Raw genomic sequence first — 17,225 nt, 5'->3', positions numbered from 1 at the left:
CGTGCGGTCAGACTCGATCCAGGAGGCGCGCGAATGACGACCACGACGGAACCCCACGCCTTGGTGGACCTGGTCGGCAACGTTCTGGTCGTGACGATGAACAGGCCAGAGGTCCGCAACGCGTTGTCGGGCCCGATGATGGCCATCATGCGCGAGGCCTGGGACCGCGTGGACGACGATCCCGACGTCCGGGTCTGCATCCTGACCGGCGCCGGCGGGTCGTTCTGCGCGGGCGCCGACCTCAAGGCGATGACGTCGAACCATCCCAGTGACACGGCGGGAAGTCACGACTTCTCGGTGATCGAGCCACTGCTGAAGGGTCGCCGGTTGACGAAACCGCTCATCGCGGCGGTGGAGGGCCCGGCGGTCGCCGGCGGCACCGAGATCCTGCAGGCGACCGACATCCGGGTGGCCGGCGAGAGCGCGCGGTTCGGTGTCTCCGAGGCGCGGTGGGGACTCTTCCCGCTCGGTGGATCGGCGGTGCGGCTGCCGCGGCAGATCCCCTACACCGTCGCGGCCGATCTGTTGCTGACCGGGCGGCACATCAAGGCACCCGAAGCCAAGGAGATCGGCCTGATCGGGCACGTGGTGCCGGACGGTCAGGCACTGGACAAGGCGATGGAGCTGGCCGGGCTGATCACGGCCAACGGACCGCTGGCGGTGCAGGCGATCCTGCGGACGATGCGGGAGACCGAGGCCATGCACGAGAACGAGGCGTTCAAAGTGGACGCCCGGCTCGGCATGGAGGTGTTCCGCAGCGAGGACGCGAAGGAGGGTCCGCGCGCCTTCGCCGGGAAGCGGAAGCCGGAGTTCAAGGGCCGCTAGCCACTTCGTTCGTACCCGTAACACCTGCCGACGGTCTGCCGATCAGCCACTCAGCACGCATTCGCAGTCCGGGCAGGGGCCAGTCGTGAAGCACTCTGATCAGTCGACCGACAACGCCGTCGACGGCGATGTGCAGGGCACGTCGATCCAGGCGGGATCGATCGGCGAGGTCCACGTGACCGCGCAACGCGAGCCGCGGTGGCGCAGGCCCAGCTGGTTTCTCGGCGTGGCGGCGGCTGTGGTGAGTGCGGCGGTGCTCGCGTTCGTGCTGGTGCCGGACGAGCAGGCGCAGCACACAACCGCGGCCGCCACCACCGCGACCTCGGCCCCGGCCGTCACAGCGTCGCCGACGGCTTCAGGTGCACCGGCCACCACGACAACGGCCGGTGCCGCCCGTCCGGCGCCCGGCGGCTCGGTGCTGCGTACGACCAACGCCGTCCCGACCGCAGTCGCGCCCACGACAACGACCACCACTGCCGCCGCCGTCGCGCCCCCGCCCGCGGCCACCGGCGTGCGGTACAGCGGCACGCTGCAGTTCGGCAGCTTCCACCTCGACCTCGCGCAGCCACGCGACGTGCCGGGCACCAACCTCTGGCGGCTCACCCAGCACCGTCTGCACGGCGACGACGGCTACGAACTCGCGGAGTGGCTGGGCGACGGCGCACCGGGACAGGCCGAGTGCGCCGCCGACCTCGTGAAGCGCGCGACGAAGGACGCGGAGAACCTGGTCGCCGGCAGCCGCGTGTGCGGAAGGTCGCCCGCCGGCCGGATCTTCCGGATCGACGTCGTCGCGATCGACAGCACCGCGATCACCGGTGACGTCACGGTCTGGGAGTGATCAGCCGCCCGCCACGTGGAAGTCGCCCGGTGGTACCCACGGCGATCCGCGCCAGAAGATCCGCCCCTCCGGCCGCATCTGGCGGCCGACCGCGTAGGCGTGGGCGTCCCCGCTCAGCTCGGGGACGTGCGGCCAGCACTGGTCCCAGATCTCTTCCTTCCGGGCCCGCCACTAGCCGAACACGGTCTCCGGGTGGTTCTGGATGCTGCAGCCCGTGTACTCGTCGCGCCGGATCCACGTGTTGCCGGCACCGTCCAGGTCGGCCTCCGCGGCGAAGATCGCGGCGGAGGTGTGGTCGACGTGGTCGGTGTTCGGGTGGTCGCGGTGGCCGATGGGTTTCCCTCAGGACACCTCAGTCGATGCCCGGGGCGGTGTGCGCCGCAGCAGGAGAACGACGAACCCGAGAATTCCGCGGTAGCCGCCCAGCCAGCTGGCGCGGTGGGCCGCTGACATCTGAAGAGCGAGGTCGCTGTCGGGGTGTTCGGGATTGTCGAGGGCCCACCGGGCGAGGGTGCCGGTCCAGCACCATTCGTACTCGTCCCACTCCGCGATGGTGCTGATGTATCCGTAGACCGGTGTCCATCCGTCGGCGACGACTTGGGCCACGGTGGTCGGGAGATCCGCGTACTTCTGCGGACCGTCCTCCAGTTCCGCTCGGACGGCAGCGTCGGGCTCGCGCTCCCAGAAGCAGTCGCCGAGCAGGAGCATCCCGTCTTCGGTGAGGTGCTCTCGAGCGGCGTTCAACGTGGGGAGCAGCCCGCCGAACGCGTAGGCGGCTCCCACGCTGAGCACCAAGTCCGCTTTCCTGGTCGACCGGTACTCGGCGACGTCCTGGCGGCGCAGTTCGAGCCGATCTTCCAGACCGAGCCGGGCGGCCTCGCCGAGGACGTGGTCGAAGCCTTCACCCGAGATGTCGACTCCGACAGCCGTTACGCCGCCGTGCGCCTGTAGCGCGCGTAGCAACCAGGTGCCATCGCCACAGCCCAGATCGAGCAGGTGATCGTCCTGCCTGCGGATGGCCCGGTGGAGAAGGTGCTCCACTGTGCTGTCGCTCAGTGGAGCCGAAATCGGATGGTCTGCGTGCGCGAGAGCGCTGAGTTCGCGTCGGTCCACCAGCGCTGTCTAGCAGAATCCGGATCTTGTGTCGCATGTATTTGGCGGTGGTGATGTTGGCACTCCCCGCTGCCGACACCGGCCCTGGTCTAGATGTCGTTGGCCGCTATGTAGCCGAACGTCATGGCGGGCCCGATCGTCGAACCGGCACCGGCGTAGCTGCGTCCCATCACGGCCGAGCTCACGTTGCCCGCCGCGTAGAGGCCGGGGATCACCGAGCCGTCCGGGCGCAGCACGCGGGCACGGGCGTCGGTGACCATGCCGCCCTTGGTGCCGAGATCGCCTGGCACGATCTTGAACGCGTAGTACGGCGCCAGCCACAGCGGGGCGAGACACGAGTTCGGGAAGATCGCCGGGTCGGTGTAGTAGTGGTCGTAGGCGCTGTCGCCGCGCTTGAAGTCGGGGTCCCTGCCGGTGAGCGCCTGGTTGTTGAACCGGTTGACGGTGGCCTTCAACGCGTCCGCCGGGACGCCGATCGCGCCCGCCAGGCCGTCGAGCGACCAGTTCTTCACGACCGCGCCGCCCTGGTACCACCCGTCCGGCAGCGGCAGCGTGGGCGCGATGTCGGCGAACAGGTACCTGTTGCGGTAGTTCTGGTCGACGATCAGCCACGCCGGGATGCACGGATCGGTGGGGTTCTTGTCGTACATGACGTGCACGACGTCGCTGTAGGGCGCGGCCTCGTTGACGAACCGCCGGCCCGCCGCGTTGATCATCAGGCCGCCGGGCAGGGTGCGTTCGGCGAGACAGAAGTACGGCGAGCCGGGCGTCGGGATCGCGGGGCCCCACCAGGCGTCGTCCATGAGGTCGAGCGCGGCGCCGACGTGCTGGCCCGCGCGGTGGCCGTCACCGGTGTTCTCCTTCGCCCCGACCGTCCACTGTGTCCCGATCGGCTGACGCTGGTACTGGGCGCGCATCGCCGCGTTGTGCTCGAAGCCTCCGGAGCCCATGATCACGCCGCGCCGTGCTTTCACGAGACCGCGCGAGGTCAGCACTCCCCTGACCGCGCCGTTCTCCACGTGCAGCTCCTCCAGCGGGGTGTTCAGCCACACCGGCACGTTCGCCCGCATCAGTCCCGCTCGCAGACCACCGGCCAGCGCCTGCCCCATCGTCAGCGGCTTCTGGCCGGCCAGCGCGGCAGCCGTTCCTCTGGCGAGCGCCGCCGCGGCCGTCGCGGCGCCCTTGGCGTTGACCAGAGCGAGCGCGAGCCACTTGTAGTCGGCGCCGTAGATGACCAGGCCCGCGGGCGTGGCGAGGTACGGCGCGTTCAGGTTCGCCAGCTCCGCGCCGAGGATGCGGCCGTCCAGCATCTCCGGTTCGATCGACCGGCCCTTCACGATGCCGCCGGGAAGCTCCGGGTAGTAGTCGCTGTAGCCGTCCATGTGCCGGAAGCGCAGCGGGCTGTTGCGCATGACGAACGAGATCATCTGCGGCCCGTGCGCCAGGTACGCCTGCTGCCGCGCCACGGGGATGTCGCCGACGACGGCGGCGAGGTACTGCCGCGCCTTCTCCGGTGTGTCGGGCACCCCGGCGGCGAGGATGATCTCGTTGTTGGGGATCCAGATGCCGGCACCGGATCTGGCGGCGGAACCGCCGTACGTCGGTGCCTTCTCCAGGACCACGCAACTCAGGCCGCGTTTGGCCGCGGTGAGTGCGGCGGTCATGCCGGCCGCGCCCGCGCCGACCACCACGACGTCGAACTCGCCGAGTGGTTGCGCGAGTGCAGGGGAGGTCCTGACGAGTCCTGAGGCCAGCGCGAGACCGGCTCCGGCGAGCACCTGACGGCGGTTCAGGTTCATGGGGTCGCTCCAGACATGGGACTTCCGGTGGTCTCAGGTCACGCGCGGTCGCGCAGCTTTCGCTTGTAGAGCTTGCCGTTCGGGTCGCGCGGCAACTCGGCGAGATAGTCGATCGTGCGCGGCAGCTTGAACTTGGCGAGCCTGGTGCCGGCGAACTCCAGCAGCTCCCTGGTCAGTTCCTCGCTCGGCTCGACACCGTCCGCGGGCTGGACGACGGCCTTGATCTCCTCGCCCCAGTCCGGATGCGGCACCCCGAACACGGCCACGTCCGCCACCTTGGGGTGGCACACCAGCTCGCCCTCGATCTCCGCAGGGTAGATGTTCACGCCACCGGAGATGATCATGTCGTTCTTGCGGTCGCACAGGAACAGGTAGCCGTCCTCGTCCAGATAACCGATGTCCTGCAACGTGAACAGCTTGCCGACCCGCGCGGCCTTCGTCTTCTCGGCGTCCTTGTGGTATTCGAAGGTCGCGTCGCCCATTCGCATGTAGACCAGGCCGCGTTCGCCCGCCGGGAGCTCGGTGCCGTTCTCGTCCAGGATCTTGATCTCCGACGTCGGCCACGGAAGGCCGACGGATCCAGGCTTCTTCAGCCATTCCTGGGCGCTGATCGCCGTGCCGCCGCCCTCGGTCGCGGCGTAGTACTCGATCACGACGGGGCCCCACCAGTCGAGCATCCGGCGCTTGACCTCGAGCGGGCACGGCGCCGCGCCGTGGATCATCGCGCGCAGCGACGACAGGTCGTACTTCGCCTTGACGTCGTCCGGCAGCGCGAGGAGGCGGTGGAACTGGGTCGGCACCATGTGGCTGTGGGTGACCTTGTACCGCTCGATCAGCCGCAGCATCTCCTCCGGCGACCAGTGGTCCATGAGCACCGCGGTGTGGCCGAGCTGGATGGAGATGACGACGAAGTTGAGCACCGCGGTGTGGTAGAGCGGCGATCCGCACAGGTGCACGTGACCGTCGTGCGGCTTGATCCCGAAGATGCCGAAGAACCACGGGGCCGACGGCGGCACGACGTCCGGGTCGGCGCCGGTCAACGGCCTGCGCACACCCTTGGGCCGGCCGGTCGTGCCGGACGTGTAGAGCATCGGTGACCCGGCCGTGCGGACGTCCGGCCTGCCTTCCTCGCCCGCACCGAGCTTGGCGAGCGGCTCGAAGCCGGCGATGTCGCCGACCGAGAACCGGGCGCCGGCCGGCAGGCTCGCCGCGGCTTCGGTGGCGGCCTGCGCGAACCGCTCGTGCCCCACGAAGGCCTTGGCGCCGCTGTCCTGCACGAGGTAGGCGACCTCGGCGCCGGTCAGGTGCCAGTTCGCCATGACGACGTAGAGACCGGTCTGGAACGCGGCGAAGTACACCGCCACCAGTTCGGCGCTGTTGGGCAGCATCAGCACGATGCTGTCGCCGGGTGCCAGCCCCAGGGCCTGAAACCCGCGACCGTACCTGTCTGCCGATGCCGCGAGCTCGGCGTAGGTGATCTCGCGACCGCTCGGATCGACCAGCGCGGTCAAGCCCGGCTGATCGGAAGCGATGTTCCAGAGTCCTGTGACCACACCCTCAAAGTAGAACGCGTTTCACCTACTGACAAGCCTCAGCGACCGCCTTGATCGAAGCAACGTCGCGACACCCGACGAGCAACATCGTGACGCCGGCCTTCTCCCACCGGCCGACCTCCTCGCGTACGTGCTCCGCGGTGCCGACGATGGTGATCTCGGCGACCAGTTCGTCCGGAACCACCTGCGCCGCCTCGTCTTTGCGTCCCGACTGGAACAGCCTGCCGATGTCCTGGACGACCTCGCCGTATCCCATGCGGGTGAAGACCTCTGCGTGGAAGTTCATGCCGGGTGCGCCCATTCCGCCGATGTACAAAGCGACGAACGGCTTGAGCATGGCCCTGACCGATACCGGATCGTCCGTCACGACGACCTGACACGTGGCCGCGACCTCGAAGTCCTCCCTGCTGCGGCCTGATTTCGCGAACCCTTCGGACAGCCACTCGTCGTACATGCCGGCGAGCCTGGGCGCGTAGTAGATGGCGAGCCAGCCGTCGGCGATCTCCGATGTCAGCGCGACGTTCTTCGGCCCCTCGGCGCCGAGCCAGATGGGCAGGTCCGCGCGCAGCGGGTGGGTGATGGGCTTGAGCGGCTTGCCGAGCCCGAGCGCTCCCGGCCCCCGGTAGGGCAACGGGTAGTGCGGGCCGTCGTTGGTGACCGGGGCCTCGCGCGCCATCACCTGACGCAGGATCGAGATGTACTCCCTGGTCCTGGCAAGGGGTTTGGCGAACGGGCGACCGTACCAGCCCTCCACGACCTGCGGTCCGGAGACGCCCAGACCGAGCACGAACCGTCCACCGGAGAGGTGGTCCAGAGTCAGCGCGTGCATCGCGCAGGCCGCCGGTGTGCGCGCCGACATCTGCACGACGGACGTGCCCAGCCGGACGCGCTGCGTCGCGGATCCCCACCACGCCAACGGGGTGAAGGCGTCGGAGCCCCACGCTTCGGCCGCGAACACCGCGTCGAAGCCGGATTCTTCCGCCGCCGCCACGAGTTCGGCGGCGTTCGAGGGCGGACCGGCGCCCCAGTAGCCGAGCTGCAGACCGAGCTTCATGCACCCATCTTGCCACCATTTCGAGAACCTGTTTCACTTTGATCTGTGACTCGGCCGCTGAGTGCTCCGCTCGACGTGGGCTTCGACTACACGCGCTCGCTCGGCCCGACGCTGGGCCGGTTCCTCACGGATCTGCGCCGCCGGAAGGTGACCGGGATCCGCGGTTCCGACGGCCGCGTGCACGTGCCGCCGCTCGAGTACGACCCGGTGACCGCCGAGCGGCTGTCGGAGTTCGTCGACGTGGCGTCGACCGGTGTCGTGCGCGGGTGGTCGTGGATCCCCGAGCCGCTGGAGGCCCAGCCGCTCGACCGGCCGTTCGCGTGGGCGCTGATCCAGCTCGACGGCGCGGACACCTCGCTGCTGCACGCCGTCGACGCGGGCTCGCCGGACCGGATGTCCACGGGCGCGCGGGTGCGGGTGCGCTGGCGGGCCGAACGCGTCGGCGCGATCACCGACATCGAGTGCTTCGAGCTCTCGGACGAGCCTTCCGCTGACCCGGTCGAGGCCGACGAGGTCACGATGGTGACCACGCCGGTGCACCTGCATTACACGCATTCCGCGTCGCCGACCGAGGACCCGTTCCTGCGCGGCCTGATGGAGGGGCGGCTGATCGCCCAGCGCTGCCCGGAGTGCTCGAAGGTCTACTTCCCGCCACGACCGGCCTGTCCCACCGACGGCGTGCCGACGACGGACCGGATCGAGCTGTCCGACCGCGGCACCGTCACGACGTTCTGCGTGGTCAACGTGCCGTTCCTCGGCCAGCGCATCCCGCCGCCGTACGTCTCCGCCTACGTGCTGCTCGACGGCGCGGACATCCCGTTCCTGCACCTGCTGCTCGGCGTCGCGCCCGAGGACGTGCGGATGGGCATGCGGGTGGAGGCGGTGTGGAAGCCGCGCGAGGAGTGGGGCCCGACGATGCAGAACATCGACCACTTCAAGCCTTCCGGCGAGCCGGACGCGCCCTTCGACTCGTACTCCCAGCACCTGTGAGGGCCTGATGCGTGACATCGCAGTTGTCGGGTTCGCGCAGACGCCCTGCGTGCGTGAGACCGACGGCACCACCAACGGTGTCGAGATGCTGGTGCCGATCTTCCACGAGGTGCTCGGCGGGCTCGGCCTGACCAAGTCCGACATCGGCTTCTGGTGCTCCGGGTCCTCGGACTACCTGGCGGGGCGGGCGTTCTCGTTCGTCTCGGCGGTGGACGCGATCGGCGCGTTCCCGCCGATCATGGAGTCCCACGTCGAGATGGACGCGGCCTGGGCGCTGTACGAGGCGTGGGTGAAGCTGCTCTGCGGCGATGTCGACACCGCGCTCGTCTACGGTTTCGGCAAGTCGTCGGCCGGTCAGTTGCGACGGGTCATGGCGATGCAGCTCGACCCTTACGTCGTGACGCCGCTGTGGCCGGATTCCCTCGGCCTGGCCGGGATTCAGGCGCGCATGGGCATCGAGGCCGGTCTCTGGGACGAGCGGCAGATGGCGTCGGTGGCCGCGCGGAGCCGTGCCGCAGCGGTCTCGAACCCGCTGGCGCAGCTGTCGGGTTCCGTGGAGGTGTCCGATCTGCTCGCCACGCCGTACGTGGTGGATCCGTTGCGGCGGCACGACTGCGCGCCGATCACCGACGGCGCCGCCACGATCGTGCTGGCCGCCGGCGATCGTGCGCGGGAGCTGTGCGAGCGCCCGGCGTGGATCACCGGGTTCGAGCACCGGGTGGACTCGCCTTCGTTCGGCGCGCGTGACCTGCTCGGTTGTGCTTCGGCGGTGGCCGCGGGCAAGGCGGCCGGTGCCGGCGGTGTGGAGGTGGCGGAGCTGCACGCGCCGTTCACCCACCAGGAAATCATGCTGCGCCAGGCACTCGGCCTCGGCGACGACGTCGTGGTGAACCCGTCCGGTGGCGTGCTGGCCGGCAACCCGATGTTCGCGGCCGGCCTGGCCCGCATCGGCGAGGCGGCGCGCCGCGTGCACGACGGCTCTGCCTCGAAGGTCCTCGGCCACGCCACGAGCGGCCCGCTGCTCCAACAGAACCTCGTCTGCGTGATGGAAGGGCGGGAGTAGATGCGACCGGCAGCAGTGGTCGGCACCGGCCAGACGCACCACGCCGCGAAACGCCTCGACGTCTCGATGGCGGGCCTGTGCCGCGAGGCGATCGACCGCGCGATGGCCGACGCGGGCGTGGACTGGCCCGACATCGACGCCGTGGTCCTGGGCAAGGCCCCGGACCTGTTCGAGGGCGTGATGATGCCCGAGCTGTTCCTCGCGGACGCGTTGGGCGCGGTCGGCAAACCGTTGCTGCGCGTGCACACCGCGGGCTCGGTCGGCGGCAGCACCGGCAACGTGGCGGCGTCGCTGGTCCAGTCCGGCGTGCACGACCGCGTCCTGGCGGTGGCGTTCGAGAAGCAGTCCGAGTCGAACGCGATGTGGGCTCTGTCCGTGCCGACGCCGTTCACGATGCCGGTGCACGCCGGCGCGGGCGGCTACTTCGCCCCGCACGTGCGCGCCTACATCCGCCGCGCCGCCGCCCCAGAACACGTGGGCGCGATGGTCGCCGCGAAGGACCGCCGCAACGGCGCCCTGAACCCGTACGCACATCTGAAGCAGCCGGACATCACCGTCGAGTCGGTCCGCGCCTCGACCATGCTGTGGGACCCGATCCGCTACGACGAGACCTGCCCTTCCTCGGACGGCGCCTGTGCCGTGGTGATCTCCGCGGAGCCCACTTCAGGTCGTGCCGCGTGGATCCGCGCGACCGCGATGCGCACCGAGCCGACGACGTTCGCCGGCCGCGACCAGGTCAACCCGCAGGCCGGCCGCGACGCCGCCCGAGCGTTGTGGAAACAGGCCGGGATCACCGATCCGCTGTCCGAAGTGGACGCCGCCGAGATCTACGTGCCGTTCTCCTGGTTCGAGCCGATGTGGCTCGAGAACCTCGGCTTCACCGACATCGGCCAGGGCTGGAAGCTCACCGAGGCGGGCGAGACCGAGATCGGCGGCCGTCTCCCGGTGAACCCGAGCGGCGGCGTTCTCTCCTCGAACCCGATCGGCGCGTCCGGCCTGCTGCGTTTCGCCGAAGCCGCCATGCAGGTCATGGGCACCGCCGGTGAACACCAGGTGGACGGCGCCCGAGTCGCCCTGGGCCACGCCTACGGCGGTGGCTCGCAGTTCTTCGCCATGTGGGTCGTCGGACAGGAGAAGCCATGAAGTTCACCCTCGGCATCGCCATGAGCCCGCTCGACCAGCTGACCGAGTTGGCCAAGACCGCCGAGGAGTGCGGCTACGCCTCCATCGCGCTCCCGGACTCCCTCTTCTTCTCGGAGAAGGTCTCCGCCGACTACCCCTACACCCCGGACGGCTCCCGCATGTGGAACGCCGAAACCCCGTGGGTGGACCCGCTCGTGGCCGCCGCCGCGATGGGCGCCGTGACGTCCCGCATCCGCTTCTACACCCAGGTCCTCAAACTGGGCTCCCGCAACCCCTTGCTCCTCGCCCGCCAGATCGGCTCAGTCGCCCACCTGACCGGCAACCGCTTCGGCCTGGGCGTGGGCCTCGGCTGGTCCCCGGAGGAGTTCGAGTGGTGCGGCGCCCCGTTCAAGAACCGCGGCCCGCGCGTCGACGAGATGATCGACATCCTGAAGCTCGTGCTGGACGGCGGCATGGTCGAGTACCACGGCAAGTACTTCGACTTCGACCGCCTGCAGATGTCGCCGGCTCCCACCTCACCCGTGCCGTTCTACGTGGGCGGCCACTCCCCCGCCGCCCTGAAGCGCGCCGCACGGGTCGGTGACGGCTGGACCTCGGCAATGATCAAGTTCGCGGATCTGCGTTCCGTGATCGCACAGCTGAGGGATCTCGGCGCGTTCGAGCGCCCGTTCGAGATCCAGGCCGTGTGCATCGACCGCTTCGGCCTCGACGGCTACCGCCAGCTCGACGAGATCGGCGTGACGGACGTGATCGTCGTGCCGTGGCTGTTCTACGGCGTCGGCTTCGACGGCGACCTTCAAGCCAAGAAGGACGGACTTCGGCGCTTCGCCGACGAGGTGATCGGAGAGTTCGCATGACCGCCGTGACCTGGAAGGCCTCCCGCACGGAAACCCCGGCCCGCGTGGCCTCCTGGCGCTCGATGGACGCCGTGACCCGCGGCGCCAAGGACGAATGGCTGTCGCTGTTCGCCGACGACGCCGTGGTCGAGGACCCGGTGGGCCCGTCGATGTTCGACGCCGAGGGCAAGGGCCACCGCGGCAAGGAGGCGATCGCGGCCTTCTGGGACCTGGCGATCGCGAACGTGGAACGCTTCGAGTTCGCGATGCACGACTCGTTCGCGGCGGGCTCGGAGTGCGCCAACGTGGGCACGATCTCGGCGTTCCTGCCTGGCGGGGCGCGCGTGGACACCGAGGGCGTGTTCGTCTACAACGTGGGCGAGGACGGGCTGATCAAGTCCATGCGGGCGTTCTGGGAGACCGAACGCGCCCTGGCGACCCTGCGGACCGAATCCTGACTGGCTCGGGGCTCGGTTTGGCCTTCGCCGCGCTGGGTTTCCAGGCGCGCAACGGTTCCGCCGAGCGGGGCCAGGGGGCGGCGTGGGTGAGGTTGCGCCGTGGCTTTTGGTGCGGATGCAGGCCAGCTGCCGTTCTTCGCCGGCACGCTGATCCGGGACGAACATCTGATCGTAGACGGCGACAAGATCGCGGGCGCTCACTCGTACGCGGTCAGCGGATAGCAAGGCACCTCCGGAGGTCGGCCCGCCTTGCGTTGGCTGGTCGCGTTCCAGCGGAGGGCTCGCCGACGCGGGTGGCTTGCGTTCCAGCGTGGTTGCGTGGGCATTGACGGGCGGGGTCTTTTCATCGTCGCGAAGCGGCGATGACGAAACCAAAGCTCCGTAAGCCGGTGCGCCCACCCACACACGGCGACGATCGCACCGCAGGCGGCCAACCAGCAACACAGCGAATGCGGGCCCACCGAAGCGGACCCGCCTCCACCTACGAGTACTGGACCTGGAAGTCCTTGATCCCGTTCAACCACCCGGACCGCAGCCGTCGGGGTTCGTCGACCTGCCGGATGTTCGGCATGTGGTCGGCGATCGCGTTGAAGATCAGGTCGATCTCCAGCCGGGCGAGGTTGGCACCGATGCAGAAGTGGGCACCGCTCCCGCCGAACCCGAGGTGAGGGTTCGGGTCCCGGGTGATGTCGAACTTCTCCGGCTCCTCGAACACCTCCTCGTCGAAGTTGGCCGAGGAGTAGAACAGCCCGACCCGCTGCCCCTTCTTGATCTCCACCCCGCTCAGCACCGTGTCCTGCGCGGCCGTCCGCTGGAACACGATGACCGGTGTGGCGAACCGGACGATCTCGTCGGCAGCGGTGGCCGGCCGCTCGGCCTTGAACAGCTCCCACTGCTCCGGATGATCGAAGAACGCCTTCATCCCGTGGGTGATCGCGTTGCGCGTGGTCTCGTTCCCGGCGACTGCCAGCAGCAGGACGAAGAAGCCGAACTCCTCCGACGCCAGCCCTGCACCGTCCACATCGGCCTGGACGAGCTTGGTGACGATGTCCCCGCGTGGACAGGCGCGCCGGTCCTCCGCCATCGTCCAGGAGTAGCCGAGCAGTTCGGTGGCCGCGACCATCGGGTCGCCCTCGAACTCCGGGTCGTCGTAGGAGATCATCTGGTTGGACCAGTCGAAGATCTTGCGCCGGTCCTCCTGCGGGATGCCGATGAGCTCCGCGATCGCCTGCAACGGCAGCTCGCAGGCGACGTCTGTGACGAAGTCGCCCCGGCCCTTGGCGATGGCCTCGGCCACGATCTTCTCGGCCCGCGCGCTGAGGGCGTCGCGCAGAGCGTTGATCGACTTCGGCGTGAAGCCGCGCGAGATGATGCCGCGCTGCTTGGTGTGCACCGGCGGGTCCATGTTGAGCAGGAGGAGCCGCTGCATCTCGATGCGGTCGCGGGTCATGCCTTCGGCGAACCGGATGATCGCGGTGTTCTCCCAGCTCGAGTAGACGTCGCTGCGCCGGGAGACCTCCTTGACGTCCGCGTGTTTGGTCACCACCCAGAAGCCATCGTCCCCGAAACCGCCCTGGCCCGTCGGGTGGGAGTTCCACCAGATCGGCGCGGTCTGGCGCAGCTCGGCGAACTCCTGCAGGGGTAAGCGTTTCGCGTACATGTCGGGGTCGGTGAAGTCGAAGCCCTCAGGGATGCGCGGCTTGCCCACGGACACACCTCCTAGATGTAACACGTTCTAACCGATTCAAACACGGTTGCGCCTTGTGTTGAAGCCCCCAGGCGGCCAATCTGGTCATACACAGGAACGTGTTCTAGTTTCCAGTCCAAGGAGGCTCGCGTGGGCAGTCCGGTGATCGTGGGAGCGGTGCGCACGCCCATCGGCAGGCGCAACGGCTGGCTGTCGGGGCTGCACGCCGCCGAGCTCCTCGGTGCGGCACAACGCGGTTTGCTTGATCGAACGGGTGTTGATCCGTCCACTGTCGAACAGGTCATCGGCGGCACCGTCACCCAGGCGGGCGAGCAGTCCAACAACATCACCAGGACCGCCTGGCTGCACGCGGGCCTGCCGCACACCACCGGCTGCACCACCATCGACGCCCAGTGCGGCTCGGCCCAGCAGTCCACGCACCTCATCGCGGGCCTGATCGCGGCGGGCGCCATCGACGCCGGCATCGCCTGCGGTGTCGAGGCGATGAGCCGGGTACCGCTGCGCAGCAACATCGGCGACGCCGGCTCGCCCCGCCCCGACTCGTGGGCCATCGACCAGCCCAACCAGTTCGTCGGCGCGGAACGGGTCGCCGCACGCCGCGGCATCGGGCGCGAGGAGGTGGACCGGTTCGGCGTCCAGTCCCAGACGCGCGCGGGCAGGGCCTGGGCGGAGGGGCGGTTCACCGCCGAGGTCGTGCCGGTGAAGGTCGGCGAGGAACTGGTGGAGACCGACCAGGGCCTGCGCGAGACCAGCCTGGAGGCACTGGCGGCGTTGAAGCCGGTGATGCCCGACGGCGTGCACACGGCGGGCACGTCCTCGCAGATCTCCGACGGCGCCTCGGCCGTGATGGTCGTGGACGAGGACTGGGCACACGCACACGGGCTGCGGCCGAGGGCGCGGATCGTCACGCAGTGCCTCGTCGGCTCCGACCCGTACTACCTCCTCGACGGCCCGGTCGACGCGACCGCGCGGCTGCTGGAGCGCAGCGGTATGAAGATGGCCGACATCGACCTGTTCGAGGTCAACGAGGCGTTCGCATCGGTCGTGCTGTCGTGGGCCGCGGTGCACCGGCCGAACCTGGACCGGGTCAACGTCAACGGTGGCGCGATCGCGATCGGTCACCCGGTCGGCAGCACGGGCACGCGGCTCATCACGACGGCGTTGCACGAGCTGGAGCGCCGCGACGCGACGACGGCGCTGATCACGATGTGCGCCGGCGGGGCACTGGCCAGCGGCACGATCATCGAACGGATCTGAGGACCGGAACTGTCAGACCCTGATAGCTTCCGGCGGTGGTCGTCTCTGGGCAACGCCCGACGGTGGGCGCAGAGGATCGGCGCGGTGTGCTGGAGCGTGCCGCCGATCTGATGGAGAGCCGGTACGTCTCGATCGAGGTCGGCCGGTCGCTGGCGCAGCAGCTCCGGCACGATGCCGCCGCCGACCGCTGGCAGGCGCTCTCCGACCCCGGTGAGTTCGCCGCGGCGCTCACCGAGCATCTTCGGGAGGGTTCCGGCGATGGGCACCTGGCCGTGAGCTACTCCGCGGCGGCGTTGCCGGCAGTCGAGATCACCGCCGGCGACGCCTACTCGGAGCAAGAGGCGGAGCGCTACTACGGCAGACGGGTCAACCACGGCTTCGAGAAGTTCGAGCTGCTGCCGGACAACATCGGCTACCTCAGCCTGCGCGTGTTCGCTCCGCCGGCCATGGCCGGCGATGTGGCCGCCGCCGCCATGACGTTGCTCGCCCAGGCCGACGCGATGATCATCGATCTGCGTCGCAACGGCGGCGGCCACAGCGACATGGTGGCACTGCTCGCGGCGTACCTCTTCGACCGCAGCGAACCCCTGAGCAGCACCTACTACCGCCCCGAGGACCGGCTCACGACCAGCAACACCCCGGCCTGGGTCCCGGGGCGCCGGTACGGCGCCACCAAGCCGGTGTACGTCCTCATCTCCCCGAAGACGTTCTCCGCCGCCGAGCACTTCGCCTACGACCTGCAGGCGCTGGGCCGGGCCGTTGTGGTGGGCGAGCCCAGCGGCGGAGGCGCGCATCCGTTCGAGTACCGGCGGCTGCACCCGCACTTCGTGTTGTGCCTGGCCGAATCCCGATCGGTCAACCCGATCACCAACGGCAACTGGCAAGGCGTCGGGGTCGTCCCGGACATCGCGGTGCCGGCGGACCGGGCGCTTGATGCCGCACTGGAGCTCATCCGCGCTCAAGCCCCGTACACGGGCACCGGGTGATCCTCGGCGACCAGCTGACGCACCACCCCGCCCAGCTCGTCCGGCGCCCACCGCGCACCCTTGTCGATCTCCGGCCCGCGCTGCCACCCGTGGACCACGCAGATCCGCCCGCCGTCGACCTCGAACATCCGGCCGGTCACGTCCGCAGCCTCCGCACTGCCCAGCCACACCACGAGCGGCGACACGTTCTCCGGCGCCATCGCGTCGAACCCGCCGTCCGGCGCCGCCATCGACTCCGCGAACGTCGCTTCGGTCATCCGCGTCCTGGCGGCGGGAGCGATCGCGTTCACCGTCACGCCGTACCGCGCCAGCTCGGCCGCCGCCACGAGCGTCATCGCCGCGATCCCCGCCTTGGCCGCCGAGTAGTTCGCCTGCCCCACGCTCCCGAACAGCCCGGCGCCGGACGACGTGTTGATCACCCGGCCCGACACCGCGCCGCCCGCCTTGTGGACGCCGCGCCAGTACGCGGCCGCGTGGTGCAGCGGCGCGAAGTGGCCCTTGAGGTGCACGCGCACGACCTCGTCCCACTCGTCCTCGCCGCAGCTCACGACCATCCGGTCGCGCACGATCCCCGCGTTGTTCACGAGCACGTCGAGCCCGCCGAAGGCAGACACCGCAGCCTCGACCACCCGCGCGGCACCGGCCCAGGTGCCCACGTCGTCGGTGTTCACCACGGCACGCGGCCCGATCAACGACGCCACTTCCGACGCAGGCCCCACCGACAGGTCGTTCACCACGACCCTGGCACCCGCGGCCGCGAACGCCAGGGCGTGCGCACGCCCGATGCCCCGACCGGCGCCGGTGACGATGACGACCCGGTCCTCGCACAACATCATGAACTCCCATCGGTCTTGGCGGCGTCCAGGAACGCGGGCACCTCGCCCCCGCCGTGCACCACCAAAGTCGAGCCGGTGACGTACGAAGCCAGCGGAGAAGCGAGGAAGACCGCGCACGCGCCGATCTCGTCCGGCGACGCGAGGCGGCCCAGCGGCACGGTCCGCTCAACGGCAGCGATGCCTTCCGCGGACCCGTAGTGCAGGTGAGACTGCTCGGTCCGCACCATTCCGACTGCCAGCGCGTTGACCCGCACGAGAGGCGCCCACTCAACGGCCAACGAAGCGGTCAGGTTGTCCAGCCCGGCCTTGGCGGCGCCGTAGGCGGCGGTCCCAGGCGAAGGCCGCCGACCGGAAACGCTGCTGACCATCACGATCGAACCGCCGGAGTCCTGCAGCGCTGCGTGAGCGGCCTGGGACACCAGCAGCGGCGCCAGCAGGTTCAGCTCGACGATCTTCTGGTGGAACCGCGGCGAAGCCTTCTCCGCCAACGCGAACGGCGCCCCACCGGCGTTGTTCACCAGCACGTCCAGCCGCCCGAACCGCGAGACGATCCCGGACACGAGCGACGACACCTGCTCGGCGTCCCGGACGTCGCACTGCACGAACGACGCACCCGGCACCTCGGCGGGACGCCGGGCACAGGTCACGACCGTCGCGCCCGCGGCGAGAAACGCACGGGTGATCCCGAGACCGACACCCCGCACGCCGCCCGTCACGAGGACGACGCTTCCGTCCAGGGAGAGTTCCACTCCGCACCTACCCCGGT

17 protein-coding genes are annotated in these 17,225 nt (G+C 69.6%); 10 read left to right on the top strand and 7 right to left on the bottom strand.

All coding sequences use genetic code 11. From position 1 onward, the window contains the following. The first annotated feature begins 33 nt into the window (after positions 1 to 33). Positions 34 to 825, top strand: coding sequence for a crotonase/enoyl-CoA hydratase family protein (locus ABFX45_RS04600; protein WP_346127823.1), 792 nt, complete (start codon positions 34 to 36; stop codon positions 823 to 825). 85 nt (positions 826 to 910) lie between these two features. Beyond that, positions 911 to 1,663 carry a hypothetical protein gene (locus tag ABFX45_RS04595; protein WP_346127821.1) on the top strand — a complete coding sequence of 251 codons (753 nt, stop codon included), beginning with the start codon at positions 911 to 913 and terminating at the stop codon, positions 1,661 to 1,663. Positions 1,664 to 2,005: 342 nt separating this feature from the next. Here ABFX45_RS04595 and ABFX45_RS04590 read toward each other — a convergent pair whose 3' ends face one another. The 4 genes from ABFX45_RS04590 to ABFX45_RS04575 form a co-directional block, all read right to left on the bottom strand. Next, positions 2,006 to 2,704 (bottom strand): SAM-dependent methyltransferase, encoded by a 699-nt coding sequence (locus ABFX45_RS04590; RefSeq protein WP_346127819.1) that lies wholly within the window; start codon positions 2,702 to 2,704, stop codon positions 2,006 to 2,008. Between the two features lie 161 nt (positions 2,705 to 2,865). Continuing rightward, positions 2,866 to 4,575: a 3-oxosteroid 1-dehydrogenase gene (kstD, locus tag ABFX45_RS04585; RefSeq protein WP_346127817.1), complete on the bottom strand. Its 1,710-nt coding sequence runs from the start codon at positions 4,573 to 4,575 to the stop codon at positions 2,866 to 2,868. 38 nt (positions 4,576 to 4,613) lie between these two features. Continuing rightward, complete coding sequence (locus tag ABFX45_RS04580; RefSeq protein ID WP_346127815.1) at positions 4,614 to 6,128, bottom strand: acyl-CoA synthetase; 1,515 nt, start codon at positions 6,126 to 6,128, stop codon at positions 4,614 to 4,616. A gap of 25 nt (positions 6,129 to 6,153) precedes the next feature. Then, the gene (locus tag ABFX45_RS04575) at positions 6,154 to 7,182 is read right to left on the bottom strand and encodes an LLM class F420-dependent oxidoreductase (protein ID WP_109636724.1); all 1,029 of its coding nucleotides are present in this window, start codon (positions 7,180 to 7,182) and stop codon (positions 6,154 to 6,156) included. A 45-nt stretch (positions 7,183 to 7,227) separates the two neighbouring features. Between ABFX45_RS04575 and ABFX45_RS04570 the strand changes: the two genes are divergently transcribed. From ABFX45_RS04570 to ABFX45_RS04545, 6 genes are all read left to right on the top strand, one after another. After that, positions 7,228 to 8,172, top strand: a complete 945-nt coding sequence (locus ABFX45_RS04570; protein WP_109636723.1) for a Zn-ribbon domain-containing OB-fold protein — start codon at positions 7,228 to 7,230, stop codon at positions 8,170 to 8,172. Positions 8,173 to 8,179: 7 nt separating this feature from the next. Further along, positions 8,180 to 9,235, top strand: coding sequence for a thiolase domain-containing protein (locus ABFX45_RS04565; RefSeq protein WP_346127812.1), 1,056 nt, complete (start codon positions 8,180 to 8,182; stop codon positions 9,233 to 9,235). After that, positions 9,236 to 10,378 carry a thiolase domain-containing protein gene (locus tag ABFX45_RS04560; RefSeq protein WP_112225374.1) on the top strand — a complete coding sequence of 381 codons (1,143 nt, stop codon included), beginning with the start codon at positions 9,236 to 9,238 and terminating at the stop codon, positions 10,376 to 10,378. After that, on the top strand, positions 10,375 to 11,235 hold the full coding sequence (locus tag ABFX45_RS04555; protein ID WP_109636720.1) for a TIGR03619 family F420-dependent LLM class oxidoreductase: 861 nt from the start codon (positions 10,375 to 10,377) through the stop codon (positions 11,233 to 11,235). The genes ABFX45_RS04560 and ABFX45_RS04555 overlap by 4 nt, the downstream gene beginning before the upstream one ends. Beyond that, positions 11,232 to 11,672: a nuclear transport factor 2 family protein gene (locus tag ABFX45_RS04550; protein WP_109636719.1), complete on the top strand. Its 441-nt coding sequence runs from the start codon at positions 11,232 to 11,234 to the stop codon at positions 11,670 to 11,672. Before ABFX45_RS04555 ends, ABFX45_RS04550 begins: the two co-directional genes overlap by 4 nt. A 99-nt stretch (positions 11,673 to 11,771) precedes the next feature. Next, positions 11,772 to 11,894: a hypothetical protein gene (locus ABFX45_RS04545; RefSeq protein ID WP_267900064.1), complete on the top strand. Its 123-nt coding sequence runs from the start codon at positions 11,772 to 11,774 to the stop codon at positions 11,892 to 11,894. A 259-nt stretch (positions 11,895 to 12,153) separates the two neighbouring features. Here the strand turns inward: ABFX45_RS04545 and ABFX45_RS04540 are convergent, their stop codons facing one another. Next, positions 12,154 to 13,380, bottom strand: coding sequence for a cytochrome P450 (locus tag ABFX45_RS04540; protein WP_346127808.1), 1,227 nt, complete (start codon positions 13,378 to 13,380; stop codon positions 12,154 to 12,156). A gap of 129 nt (positions 13,381 to 13,509) precedes the next feature. On the opposite strand from ABFX45_RS04540, the gene ABFX45_RS04535 reads away from it, so the two are divergent. Together ABFX45_RS04535 and ABFX45_RS04530 are read left to right on the top strand one after the other, a co-directional pair. Continuing rightward, entirely contained in the window at positions 13,510 to 14,637 is a 1,128-nt protein-coding gene (locus ABFX45_RS04535; RefSeq protein WP_346127806.1) for a steroid 3-ketoacyl-CoA thiolase, read from the top strand. 35 nt (positions 14,638 to 14,672) lie between these two features. Continuing rightward, a complete protein-coding gene (locus tag ABFX45_RS04530) occupies positions 14,673 to 15,623 on the top strand; it encodes a S41 family peptidase (RefSeq protein ID WP_346127804.1) in 951 nt (316 codons plus the stop codon). Here the strand turns inward: ABFX45_RS04530 and ABFX45_RS04525 are convergent. Both ABFX45_RS04525 and ABFX45_RS04520 read right to left on the bottom strand, forming a co-directional pair. Then, complete coding sequence (locus ABFX45_RS04525) at positions 15,596 to 16,459, bottom strand: SDR family oxidoreductase (RefSeq protein WP_112225378.1); 864 nt, start codon at positions 16,457 to 16,459, stop codon at positions 15,596 to 15,598. The genes ABFX45_RS04530 and ABFX45_RS04525 overlap by 28 nt on opposite strands. After that, a complete protein-coding gene (locus ABFX45_RS04520) occupies positions 16,456 to 17,208 on the bottom strand; it encodes an SDR family oxidoreductase (RefSeq protein ID WP_109636715.1) in 753 nt (250 codons plus the stop codon). The genes ABFX45_RS04525 and ABFX45_RS04520 overlap by 4 nt, the downstream gene beginning before the upstream one ends. Positions 17,209 to 17,225: the final 17 nt, after the last annotated feature.

The organism is Lentzea roselyniae (genome assembly GCF_039537795.1).
In the GTDB taxonomy this organism is placed as follows: domain Bacteria; phylum Actinomycetota; class Actinomycetes; order Mycobacteriales; family Pseudonocardiaceae; genus Lentzea; species Lentzea atacamensis.
This window is presented reverse-complemented; position numbering and strand designations above follow the sequence as displayed.